At 65.2% G+C, this 12,051-nt stretch carries 7 protein-coding genes; 2 read left to right on the forward strand and 5 right to left on the reverse strand.

Annotated features, from left to right (window positions below):
• Positions 1-69 precede the first annotated feature (69 nt).
• Complete coding sequence (locus J2R78_RS02305; protein WP_057015665.1) at positions 70-1,317, reverse strand: efflux RND transporter periplasmic adaptor subunit; 1,248 nt, start codon at positions 1,315-1,317, stop codon at positions 70-72.
• 151 nt (positions 1,318-1,468) lie between these two features.
• Positions 1,469-2,875, reverse strand: a complete 1,407-nt coding sequence (locus J2R78_RS02310) for a CoA transferase (RefSeq protein ID WP_253609555.1) — start codon at positions 2,873-2,875, stop codon at positions 1,469-1,471.
• A gap of 122 nt (positions 2,876-2,997) precedes the next feature.
• Between J2R78_RS02310 and J2R78_RS02315 the strand changes: the two genes are divergently transcribed.
• A complete protein-coding gene (locus J2R78_RS02315; RefSeq protein ID WP_018270628.1) occupies positions 2,998-3,285 on the forward strand; it encodes a hypothetical protein in 288 nt (95 codons plus the stop codon).
• A gap of 1,056 nt (positions 3,286-4,341) precedes the next feature.
• Here J2R78_RS02315 and J2R78_RS02320 read toward each other — a convergent pair.
• Genes J2R78_RS02320 through J2R78_RS02330 form a run of 3 tightly spaced genes read right to left on the reverse strand, consistent with a single transcriptional unit; the run spans position 4,342 to position 10,095 of the window.
• Positions 4,342-7,779, reverse strand: a complete 3,438-nt coding sequence (locus tag J2R78_RS02320; RefSeq protein WP_253609556.1) for an error-prone DNA polymerase — start codon at positions 7,777-7,779, stop codon at positions 4,342-4,344.
• Positions 7,776-9,425 (reverse strand): DNA polymerase Y family protein, encoded by a 1,650-nt coding sequence (locus tag J2R78_RS02325; RefSeq protein ID WP_253609557.1) that lies wholly within the window; start codon positions 9,423-9,425, stop codon positions 7,776-7,778. Before J2R78_RS02325 ends, J2R78_RS02320 begins: the two co-directional genes overlap by 4 nt.
• Entirely contained in the window at positions 9,316-10,095 is a 780-nt protein-coding gene (locus J2R78_RS02330) for an ImuA family protein (protein WP_253609558.1), read from the reverse strand. Before J2R78_RS02330 ends, J2R78_RS02325 begins: the two co-directional genes overlap by 110 nt.
• Positions 10,096-10,478: 383 nt before the next feature.
• Between J2R78_RS02330 and J2R78_RS02335 the strand changes: the two genes are divergently transcribed.
• Positions 10,479-11,927 carry a UdgX family uracil-DNA binding protein gene (locus tag J2R78_RS02335; protein ID WP_253609559.1) on the forward strand — a complete coding sequence of 483 codons (1,449 nt, stop codon included), beginning with the start codon at positions 10,479-10,481 and terminating at the stop codon, positions 11,925-11,927.
• Positions 11,928-12,051 lie beyond the last annotated feature (124 nt).

Genomic DNA, 12,051 nt, shown 5'->3' on the forward strand with positions numbered 1-12,051 from the left:
ATCTCCGCGCAAACGCGTTGCGCGTTTGTCGCGAGGGAAAACCGCTTCCCGCTTTTCCGGATCATGCGCTTAGGTGCCTGATGCGGCGCGGTCGATGAAGAGGCTTCCCTTCGTCACGATCTGCTCGCCCGGCTTGAGGTTGCCGGCCACCTCGACGAGGTCGCCATTGATTAGGCCGGGCTTGATCTGACGCAGCTCGATGGTCTTGTCGTCGGCCCTCGCGACCCAGAGCCGAACCTGATCGCCCTCGTAGATCAGCGCCTGCTTCGGCACGCCGACTGCCGGGTGATCGCCCTTCGAATACAGCGTCACATTGGCGAACATCTCGGGCTTCAGCCGCTTGTCGGCGTTGTCGATGGTGGCGCGAACCAGGAGCCGGCGCGAGGTCGCGTCGATCGCCGCGGCGACATAGTTGACCCGGGCGTTCAGCGTCTTGCCCGGCAGCGCCATCACGCTGAAGGTGAGGTCCTGGCCGACCGCGACATTGTCTGCGTCGGATTCGCGGACAAAGGCGATCAGCCAGACCGTCGACAGATCGCCGATCACGTAGACCGGGTCGCTGGCGCCGGTCGAGACATACTGGCCGGGACCGGCCTTGCGCTGGACCACGGTGCCGCCGATCGGCGCGAACACCGTCGTCTCCGGATTGAGGCGGCCCTTCTGCCGCAGCGTCGTGATGTCGTCGTCGCCGAAGCCGAGAATGTGCAGCTTGTTCTGCGCCGCTTCCAAAAGCGTCTGCGCCGAGCGCGCATCGTTCTGCGCTTGCACCAGCGCGGTCTGGGCCTGCTGATAGTCCTTCAGCGGGATCGCCTTGCCCTCGGACAGATCCTTGGCGCGCTTCTCCTGGATCTGCGCCAGGTCGAGCGCCGACTGCGCCTTGTTGAGACCGGTCATCGCCGCGATGTAGTCGTTCTGTGCCTGCACGGTGTCGGCCGCCTCGATCACGAACAGCGGCTGGCCCTTCACCACGGCATCGCCCGGCCGCACCATGAGGCGGGTGACGCGCCCGGTATAGGGCGAATAGACCGGGGTGGAGCGGTCCTCATCGATGCCGATCTTGCCCTCGGTCACCAGCTCGGAGCGGAAAGTGTGCTCGCTCACGGTCTGGAAGGTCAGGCTGGCCCACTCGGCCGCCGACGGCGCATAGCGCGCGCCGCCCTTGCGGGACTGGCTGGAGACTTCCGAAGATGTCTGCTTTTCCGAGCCGAAACGCGTGTAGCCATAGGCACCCGCGCAGGCAACCGCCAGTAGCGCCGCGGCCACGACCAGGCGCGGGCGGCTAAAGCTCTGCATTCTCTTGGTAAACTCTTTCACCATGCGGTCCGCGGGGTCGATCGTTGCAGCATCCGGCGGGACGGCCCCAGCGGTGCGCTAATAGTGCTGAATTGGCGTCTCAAACAACCTAAAAATCGCCCTTCGGCGATGCCTGTCGTTAAAGTTTGCATAGCCTGAACGGCAGCTGAATGTCTCATCCGGGAAACTCCGGGGCAGGAAACTCCGGAGGATGGCTGCCGAGCGGCATGGCCGGACGGGACCAATGGGCCGGGGTCCTGGACAGCACGGCGGCATGCCGGACCGAGCTCAGCGTGCCAAAGCCGGACGGCAGCCGTTCGATGAAGGGCTGCACCACATCCGCCGTCAGGTCCTCGGTCGCAAGGCCTGCTTCGAGGCGGCCGAGATTCCACAGCCAGCGCCCGGTCTGCGCCAGCGATACCCGGACGTGCCAGCTGCCGCCCTCGCGGGCCTGGCGGGCCTTCGCCATCATGGCACCGAACGCCATGAAATATCCGGTGGCGTGGTCGAGCATCTGGGCCGGCAATTCCTTCGGCCCATCCGTGCCGGCCGCCCGTCCTTCGGCGTGGTTGAAGCCGGTCGTGGTCTGCACCAGCGAGTCGAAGCCGCGGCGCCCGGCCCACGGGCCGGCATGGCCGTAGGCCGACAGCGTCACATAGACGATCCCGGGATTGATCCGCGCCGCTTCCTCCGGCGAGAAGCCGAGCCGCGCGATCGCCTGCGGCCGATAGCCCTGCGAGAGAATATCGGCCTGCGCCAACAGCCCCTGCATCACACCCCGCCCCTCCTCGCTCCGCAGTTCAAGGAAGCTCGTGAGCTTGCCGCGGCCGGTGTCGATGGTGAGCCAGGGGATCGCCGGCAGATCGGGACCGGAGATCAGCATCACGTCGGCACCATGCGCCGCGAGCGTGCGGCCGGCGACGGGACCGGCGATCACGCGCGACAGATCGAGCACACGGATGCCGGCCAGCGGCCGGTTGCCCGCGGGCCACGGCTTCGGTGCGGCCTCGCCGATCTTCTCGATCGAGATCAGCGGCAGCTTTGCCAGTTCTTTGGCATGCGTCGTCGCCGACCACTCGTCGTGCGAGCGCATCAAGGCGACGACGCCGCCGGCGGCGTAGGCCGCGGTCTCGAACGCCTCGCCGTCCCATTGCAGCAGCGCGGCCTGGACCTCGTCACGCTCGGCGTTGCAGCCGAGCACCTTGCAGACGGCGTCGCGATGATGCGGGAAATTGGTGTGCAGGCGGACAAAGCGGTTGTCTTTGACACGATAGACGCCGGCGATCTTGTCCCAGGCCGGCGGCGGCGGCTTGTCGTCGACGCGCAAATAGCGCTCGCTGCGGCATTCGACGACGGCATGGCGGATGTCGACCGCGACGTCCTGCTGCTCGCCGCTGCGGGCCTTCCAGATCTCGGCCGCGGCGAGGCCGGCTGCTGCGATCGGCGCCTGCGCTGCGGCTGCGACCCGAAACGACGACGGCAGCTGCGGCTCGCTGCCGGTCAATGTGACCGCATCGAGCGCGGCCGGCGCGCCGCCGGCGCCGGTCCAGACATCGGAAAGGATTTCACGAATGTCCTGCATGCGCATACCCGTTTGCGATTATTCTATGCCCGAGCATGATGACAAAAAGGCGGTGCCCGATCCCAACAATCATTTCCGGCCCTGCTTATATCCAGCTCTGCCCGACCCACACAGGAGTTGCAATGGCTGCCATCGATCCTCTCACCGCCGGCGCTGTCTTCCTCGCGACCGCAGCGACCGACGCGGTCTATGTCATGTTCACCTCGGCGGTCGTGGCGCGCAAGCGCGTGCCGGCGGCGACCTGGAGCAGCGTCTGGTATGTGCTCTCCTCCTATGCGGTGATCAGCTACACCGAAAACTGGCTCTACGTCGCCTTCGCTGCCCTCGGCTCGTGGGTCGGCGCCTATGCATCGATCACCTTCCTGCACCGCCCGCCGGGTGGACCGCCGGTCGGCGCCGCGGTGGAGTAGCATGCGGCGGCTGAGGAAGTCATCCGTCGTCGATGCGACGTGGGGCCCGTCCGACAGGGACCGGTTGTAAGCTACGTGTCAGCATTGGCGTGTAGGCTACGCGTTCGCATTCACGCGACATCAGTCGATGAACTGGTTGGATGGACAATGGCGCGTTCGCGCCGCATGAACTCGGAGAACCCATACGCCGCGGCACCCGCGCATGCGGGTTTTGAACCGAGAGGACACGTCCTCCGCCGTCGTCCCGGCGAAGGCCGGGACCCATACTCCGCAGCGGGTGTTGTGAATGGGACTCGTCGTTCCGGCGTCGCGCAAGACAATTCCCATTTGTGGTTATGGGTCCCGGACGACACTGAATTTGTTACGGCATCGGTGGCATGCACCCGCATTCTCGCGACATGATCTGTCCGAGCTTTGCATTTCGTTTCGCCACTCTGGAAACAGAGGGCGCAGGGAAAGCCGGGTGCCGATCGCACCCATGGGCCCCGAGCAATGGGTAGAAAGCTCGGGGGTAGGACCACAGGTGTAACCGGAAACAACCCGGCTTTCCCTGCGCGATGGCTTACGGCTTATACGTGCTCTCCCCGGCGAGACTGGGCTTTGTTGTCACCGTCTTCGCAACGCGCATCGCGCAATGCGAAAAGACACCTACCGCTAGGGCGTCAGGCCTGCACGATTTCGCCGTCCGCCTCATGCGCACTCGTCAGTTGCGCAATCGGCGTCCACCGCATCTCGACCCACGTTCGTGACGACCGCGAAGCGCCCCTCGATCGGGTGAGACACACATATTGAACATCTGAGTTGGGTCTGCCGTCAAGTCAAATTCCGAAAAGCCGAAGAAAATATTCGGGGATCGACGGCATAGGATGGGATTGTTTCGTTTCGCTCGCGATAACGTGGATAGATGATACGGTCATCCTGAGGTGCGCGCGCTTGCGCGCCTCGAAGGATGCACGGCCCCGCTGGCAGTCGCGCGGAGAAAGCCGGGCCGTCGCTCTTCGAGCGGCCGCTCCGCGGACTCCTCAGGGTGACGGTGAGAGAGCCGTCGCACGCGGTTCAATGAAAATCGCGGGACGGCGGCAGGATGCGGACGTTGCGTGGGTGGCGGATCTTTTGCGGCGAGTTGTCGCCGTGATCGCGGCGGTCGTCGTTGAGCGGCTCGATCAGCGCGGGGCCCGCCGGCACCGGATGCTTGCGGCTCAAGGATTCATTGGCGAGGCCGATCAGATCGTGGGAGCGATCGGTCATGCGCTGCGCCACCAGATGCGTCACGCCCTCCGGGCTGCTCTGGATATAGCCCTCGACCAGGATCAGGCGCGCGCCCATCACCTCCTTGCGGTACTGCTCCATCACCTTCGGCCACACCACGATGTTGGCGATGCCGGTCTCGTCCTCCAGCGTCATGAACACGACGCCCTTGGCGCTGCCCGGCCGCTGCCGCACCAGCACGACGCCGGCACAGCGGACGCGGCGGCGGTCGTTGCTCTGGTTGATGGTGTGACAGGCGACGACGCGCTCCTTCGTGAAGGTGTCGCGCAAAAACTCCATCGGATGGCCCTTCAGCGACAGGCGAATGGTCTGATAGTCGGCGACCACCTGCTCCGGACGCGGCATCTCCGGCAGCGGCTTGGCGCCCTCATCCGGCTGCTCGCGCGCGGTGGCGGCCTCGAACAGCGGCAGCGGCACGTCGTCGGGCAACCGCCGCACCGCCCACAGCGCCTCGCGGCGGTCGAGCCCGAGCGAGCGGAACGCATCGGCGTCGGCGAGCAGGATCAGCGCGCGCTTGGGCAGGCCGGTGTCGCGCGCGAAATCTTCCAGCGAGGTGAAGGGCCGCCGATCGCGCGCGGCGACGATGCGGTCGGCCCAGTCTGTCTCAACACCGTCATTCCGGGGATCGCGAAGCGAGAACCCGGAATCTCGAAATTCCGGGTCTGGTGCTAGCGCACCATCCCGGAATGACAGTTGAAGCTGTTTCAGCCTCTCCTCGTCCTCATCCAGCCAATGAAACCCGTCGATCTGGCGAAAGCCGAGCCGCACCGCGCAATGATCGCCGACCTTCTCCTCCAGCATGTTCTGCGCAAAACTAAAGGAGACATCGACCTCGCGCACCGTGACGCCGTTCTTGCGGGCGTCACCGACGATCTGGGCCGGGGCATAGAAGCCCATCGGCTGCGAGTTGAGCAGGCCGCAGCAGAACGCATCGGGATGATGATGCTTCAGCCATGAGGAGATGTAGACGAGTTGAGCGAAACTCGCGGCGTGGCTTTCCGGGAAGCCGTAAGAGCCGAAGCCCTTGATCTGGTCGAAGCAGCTGCGGGCGAAGTCCGGATCGTAGCCGCGCGCCACCATGTTGCCGACCAGCTTCTCCTCATAGCTGCCGATGGTGCCGAGATTGCGGAAGGTCGCCATCGAGCGGCGCAAGCCGTTGGCTTCCTCGGAGGTGAAATGGGCCGCCTCGATCGCGATCCGCATCGCCTGCTCCTGGAACAGCGGCACGCCGAGCGTCTTGTGCAGCACGTTGTAGAGTTCGTCCTTGTCGCCCTGGTCGGGCGCCGGCGATGGATAGCTGACCTTTTCCTGGCCGTTCCGCCGCCTGAGATAAGGATGCACCATGTCGCCCTGGATCGGCCCCGGGCGCACGATCGCGACCTCGATGACGAGATCGTAGAAGGTACGCGGCTTCAGCCGCGGCAGCATGTTCATTTGCGCCCGGCTCTCGACCTGGAACACGCCGAGCGATTCACCGCGGCACAGCATGTCGTAAACTTTCTTGTCGTCCTGCGGGACCGAAGCTAGCTCCCAGTGCTCGCCCTTGTGGTCGGCGATCAGGTCAAAACATTTGCGGATGCAGGTCAGCATGCCCAGCGCCAGCACGTCGACCTTCATCATGCTAAGGGCGTCGACGTCGTCCTTGTCCCATTCGATGAAAGTGCGGTCGTCCATCGCGGCGTTGCCGATCGGCACATAGGTGTCGAGCCGGTCCTGGGTCAGTACATAGCCGCCGACATGCTGCGAGAGATGACGCGGAAACTCGATCAGCTCGGTGGCGAGCTCGACCGCGAGGTTGATCATCGCATTTTTGGGATCGAGCCCGGCCTGTCGCACCTGCATGTCGTTGAGGCCCTTGCCCCAGCTGCCCCACACGGTGTCGGCGAGCGCCGCGGTGACGTCCTCGGTCAGCCCGAGCGCCTTGCCGACGTCACGGATCGCGCTGCGCGGGCGATAATGGATCACGGTGGCGATGATCGCGGCGCGGTGGCGGCCGTAGCGGCGGTAGACATATTGCATCACCTCCTCGCGCCGCGAATGCTCGAAATCGACGTCGATGTCGGGCGGCTCCAGCCGCTCCTTGGAGATGAAGCGCTCGAACAACAGATCGACCTTGGTCGGATCGACCGAGGTGACGCCAAGCACGAAGCAGACCGCGGAATTGGCTGCCGAGCCGCGTCCCTGGCACAGGATGTTCTGGCTGCGCGCATAGTGCACGATGTCGTGCACGGTGAGGAAGTAATGCGCGTATTTCAGCTCGGCGATCAGCGCGAGCTCCTTGTTCAGGGTGGTGCGAAGCTTTTCGTCGATCTCGCCGCCGAAATATTTGTCGACACCGGCCCAGGTCAAATCTTCCAGATGCTGCTGCGCGGTCTTGCCCGGCGGCACCGGCTCGTCGGGATACTGATATTTGAGCTGGTCGAGCGAGAAAGAGATGCGTGCAGCAAAGCGCATGGTTTCCGCGATCGCGTCCGGCAGATCGCGAAACAGCCTGATCATTTCATGCGCCGGCTTGAGATGCCGCTCGGCATTGGCCTCGAGCCTGCGGCCGACCGCCTCGATCGTGGTCTTTTCGCGGATGCAGGTCAGCACGTCCTGCAGCGGGCGGCGCGCCGGATGGTGATAGAGCACCTCGTTGGTGGCGATGAGCGGCACACCGGCGTCGGTGGCGAGGCCATGCAGCCGCGCGAGGCGGCGCCTGTCGTCGCCGCGATAGAGCAGGCTTGCGGCGAGCCAGACGCCGTCGGCGGCGCTTGCCTTCAGCTTTGCAAGCAGATCGAGCGTGCCTGCCTCCTCAAAGCGATGCGGCAGCGCCAGCACCAGGAGCTGCCCCTCGACGAAGTCGAGGAGGTCGGCGAGCTTCAGATGGCACTCGCCTTTCTCGATCCGCACGATGTCGTCGCCGCGCTTGCCGCGGGTCAGGAGCTGGCACAGCCGGCCATAGGCGGCGCGATCGCGCGGATAGACCAGGATGTCGGGCGTAGAGTCGATGAAGACGATGCGGGCGCCGATCAAAAGCTTTGGCGGATGGGCAACCTTCTCGCTGTCGAGCTCCTTCCAGGCGCGCACCACGCCGGCCAGCGTGTTGTGATCGGCGAGCCCGATCACGGGAATCCCGAGTTCGCTCGCCTGATGCACATAGGCGCGCGGATCGGAACCGCCGCGCAGGAAGGAGAAATTGCTGGTGATGCCGATCTCGGCATAGTCGGGTGGCGGTGTGCTCATGCGAACAGCCCATGCACATACCAGTTGGCCGGAACGGACTTGCCCTCCTCGTCCCGCAGCTCGCTCTCGTAGAGGCCGTCGCGAAAGATCCAGAAGCGCTGGCCCTCGGCATCCTCGACGCGGAAATAATCGCGCGTCAGCGACGCGCCGTCCTGCTTCCACCATTCCATCGCGATGCGCTCGGGGCCCTCGACCCGCACCACGTCATGCTGCGCGCGCCGCCAGGTGAATTGATGCGGCGGACCGTCGGGCACGGTCGCGAACGGCACCTTGATCGGTTCGGGCCGCTCGAACAGCCTGAGCGGACGCAGCGGCGGTTCGCCGGCGACGCGCTCCGGCCAGGCGGCGGCGCTGGCCGCGGCCAGATGATGCTGCGCCGGCAGCGCGAGCGCCGATCGTTCGGGGATGTGGCTTTCCAGCGGCAGATGCACGACGACGCGTTTTCCGCCGATGCGGGCGGCGATGCGATCGATCAGCGCCGAGAGCTCGTCATTGTCGTGTATGGTGGCGTCGAGATCGCGCTGCTGCTGTACCACGATCTCGGTACGCCCTGCGGCGAGGCGAATGAGATCGAAGCCGAAGCCGGGATCGAGCGGATCATTCAGCGCATCGAGCCGCTCGCGGAACAGGCGATCGATCATCTCGGGCCGCGTCACCGGACGCCCGGTCTCGACCATGATCGCGCGCACCGCACCGTCGGTGCGGAAGAAGCTCGCTTCCAGCTGCCGCGCACCTTTGCCCTGCTTGTCCATCGCCGCAACCAGCATCTTGGCAAGGCTTGAGAGCGTCAGCGCGATCACGGTGTCGGTCGCGATCGGCTCGGGGAAACGCTTCTCGACGATGTAATCGGGCAGCGGCTTGCGCGGGCTGATCGGAGCATCGCCCTGCCCGAGCGCGTGGTTGAGCAAGGTGGTGAAGGCCGCACCGAACCGCGCCGAGATTTCATGCGGCGCGCGCGAGGCGACATCGCCGATGGTCTTCAAGCCGGCGCGGCGCAGGCCGGTGGTGACAGCGGCATCGGCGCCGAGCGCCGACACCGGCAGCGGGCCGACCGCCGCCGCCTCCTCGCCATCGGCGACAATCTTGCCCGAGGCGGTGCGCGTCAGCGTACGCGCCGCGATCGAGGTGCCGGCAATGGCCGCGCTGACGGCAAAGCCGCGCCGGCTCAGCGCCCCCGTCACGGTCTGTAGCAGCGCTCGCTCGCCGCCGAACAGATGCGCGCAGCCGGTGATGTCGAGAAACAGACCGTAAGGCAGATCGAGCGCGACCAGCGGCGTGAAGCGGTCGCACCAGTCGGCGATGTCGTTCAGCGTCTTCAGATCGGCGGCGGGATCGGCATCATAGACCGTGAGCTCCGGACAGATCGCCCGCGCATTGGCGAGCGGCAGCCCGATCGACAGCCCGGCGCGCACCGCGGCCTCGTCGATCGCGTGCAGCAGGATGGCGTTGTGGTCTTTTGCGACGACGACGCTGGGGAGTTCTGCTTTCTTCGCCTCTCCCGCTTGCGGGGGAGGGAGCCCTGCCACCTCCCGTGCATCAGCTTGCGAGGCGATGTCCTGCGCGAGCTTGCGCTTGATGCGGTCGATGGGCAGGCGTGGCAGCCACAGGCTGAGAATACGCCGACGGTTCACTGAATTGGCACTCATCACATTTCCATTCCATGATCCATCGCCCGACCGGGCCATGACGATTGCGCACGAGTTCGGCCTCGAAGCGCGGCGCGCCCCACACCCTCGCGGCATTGCCCGGCGGCGAATGCGCCGCGCGCACGATCCAGCGCGTCTCCGCGGTCGAGGGGATCGGGGTTGCCGCGATCCGCAGCACCAGCGCGGTGACGCCGGAGGCCTGCGCGGCCAGGGTCAATTTGCGGCTGGCGACGAGATCGAGCTGGCGCGCCTGGCCCCAGACCTCGAGCACGACCGCGCCGAGCGCATCGCAGGCGAGCGCGTCGGCCGCGGTGCGCAGGCCGCTGTCGACATCGGCGGCGCGCACCGTGACCAAGAGGCGCGGATCGAGGCCGAGCTCGGCAAGCCCGCGCATCGATAGCGCGCCGTTTTCGCGATCGGAAAAATCCTGCCGCACCCAGACCAGCGGCTTGCGTGCCGACAGCCGTCCGGCGAGCCCCGCAATGAAGCCGGTCGCCGCGCCGCCTTGATGGCCGGCCGCGAACACCTCGTGCAATGCCGCCGGCGCAAGCCCGCCGCGCAGCATCGCATCCGCGCCGGCGTGTCCGAGCGCGACGCGGTTCGGCATCGCCGCATCCGATGGCGCCTCGATGCGCGCGATGCTGCCGCGCAGAGACGCAAGCGTACCCATGCGTGCGGCGGCGCATGATCCGCCAAAGTGTGAGCGGTTTGGCGACAAGATCATGCGCCTTTCTTAAAAAAGAGGAGCGCGATCGGACGCAAAACCGGCGACCACTTTTGCTGATCGCGCTCCGGCATATGCGCCGCTCCTTCCAACCAAAATTTGAGGCCGTCACTGGTCTGAACAGAGAACCAGGGACTGGCTCATTTGTTCATGGTATGTTCTAATATAAAGCTAACAGGGCCCGCGGAGTCAATCGGATTGGTGAACTCATCGATTCATGAGTGGAATCAATGGGATTCAGCAGCCGCCGAACCGGACGAGCCCTGATCTTCCGCAGTGTCAGCCACGCAGGCCCCGAAAATGGCGCGTGACGGAAACGGAGCAATCGCATGCGCATCATCGTGCTCGACAACGACACCGATTTCGAGGGCTGGCGCAAGGCCGCGCGGCGATTGGCGCTGAACGATGTGAAGCCCGCAGAGATCACATGGACCGTACGCAGCGACGACGAATTGTCGTCGGCATCCTGCGTGAATGAATTGCCGGATACGCCGCAGGCGCGGTTCAATGTGTCGGCCAAATTCGTCGAGCTCGCAAAGGCCGCGATCCTGCATCGCAGTGACGAACGCTTCGCCCTGCTCTATCGCCTGCTGTGGCGGCTGCGCAGCCATCACGATCTTCTCAGTGCGACCGATGATCCCGATGTCGCCGAGGTCCACGCGATGGCGCGCGCGGTCTATGTCGATATCGACAGGATGCATGCGCATCTGCGCTTCCGCGAGATCGGCCGCGAACGGACGGCGCATTACGTCGCATGGTTCGAGCCGGAGCATCACATCGTCGAGCTTGCCGCGCCGTTCTTCGCCGGCCGTTTCGCCGACATGCCGTGGTCGATCCTGACCCCCGACGTCTGCGCACATTGGGACGGGCACGCGATCTCGATCACGCCGGGCGTCGCCAAATCCGAAGTGCCGACCGAGGACCGGCTCGAGGAGGCCTGGCGGCGTCACGACAACGGCCGCTTCAATCCCGCACGGCTGAAAGTGATGGAGATGCCGCAAGCCTATTGGAGGAACCTGCCCGAGGACTCGATCATTAAGCCTCTGATCGAAGACGCAATGCGCATGACCAGCGGCCCCTTCATCGCACGCAAGGCGGCCGAGCCGCAGAAGCGGCAGGATACGCCGATGTCCCGCAAGCAAGTTCAAGGCAAGCAGGTTCAAGACAGGCAAGCTCACGACACGATTGCGGCCTTGCGCGAGGAGGCCGCCGATTGCCGCGCCTGCCCGCTGTGGAAAGACGCAACCCAGACCGTGTTCGGCGAGGGACCACAGAGCGCAACGCTGATGCTGGTCGGCGAGCAGCCCGGCGACAAGGAAGATCTCGCAGGCCACCCCTTCGTCGGACCGGCCGGCCAGATGCTCGATCGCGCGCTGCAGGAAGCCGGCATCGATCGCCGCAAGGTCTATATCACCAATGCAGTGAAGCACTTCAAATTCGTGCCGCGGGGCAAGATCCGGCTGCACCAGAAGCCGAGCACACCGGAGATCCGCGCCTGCCGCCAGTGGTATGAGCGCGAGCTCGCCACCATCAAGCCGGACCTCGTGATGGCGCTCGGCGCCACCGCGGCGCAGAGCGTGCTCGGCAAGATCACGCCGATCAACAAGAACCGCGGCCATCTGATCGACCACGACGGAACCAAGGTGCTCGTCACTGTGCACCCGTCCTATCTGTTGCGGCTGCCGGATGAAAAAGCCAAGGCGCTGGAATATCAGCGCTTTATCTACGACCTGAAAATCGCCGCACATCAGTTGCGCAGATCAGTCGATGCAGCTTGAGTTCCGTAAAACCAGCGGAACCTGAGGAACCACATCGCAACGAGAAATTGTTCTAAGCCGCGGACAAATACCTACAACCTTTAATTGATCCGTGGTAGGGTAGCATGTTCCGCAGGTATCGGGC

It is taken from the genome of Bradyrhizobium sp. USDA 4538 (assembly GCF_024171045.1).
GTDB lineage: Bacteria > Pseudomonadota > Alphaproteobacteria > Rhizobiales > Xanthobacteraceae > Bradyrhizobium > Bradyrhizobium australafricanum.

What these genes read in the sequence shown, in the direction of transcription:
- J2R78_RS02305 (WP_057015665.1), bottom strand. Translation starts at nt 1,317, where the DNA reads ATGGTGAAAGAGTTTACCAAGAGAATGCAGAGCTTTAGCCGCCCGCGC.
- J2R78_RS02310 (WP_253609555.1), bottom strand. Translation starts at nt 2,875, where the DNA reads ATGCAGGACATTCGTGAAATCCTTTCCGATGTCTGGACCGGCGCCGGC.
- J2R78_RS02315 (WP_018270628.1), top strand. Translation starts at nt 2,998, where the DNA reads ATGGCTGCCATCGATCCTCTCACCGCCGGCGCTGTCTTCCTCGCGACC.
- J2R78_RS02320 (WP_253609556.1), bottom strand. Translation starts at nt 7,779, where the DNA reads ATGAGCACACCGCCACCCGACTATGCCGAGATCGGCATCACCAGCAAT.
- J2R78_RS02325 (WP_253609557.1), bottom strand. Translation starts at nt 9,425, where the DNA reads ATGAGTGCCAATTCAGTGAACCGTCGGCGTATTCTCAGCCTGTGGCTG.
- J2R78_RS02330 (WP_253609558.1), bottom strand. Translation starts at nt 10,095, where the DNA reads ATGGGTACGCTTGCGTCTCTGCGCGGCAGCATCGCGCGCATCGAGGCG.
- J2R78_RS02335 (WP_253609559.1), top strand. Translation starts at nt 10,479, where the DNA reads ATGCGCATCATCGTGCTCGACAACGACACCGATTTCGAGGGCTGGCGC.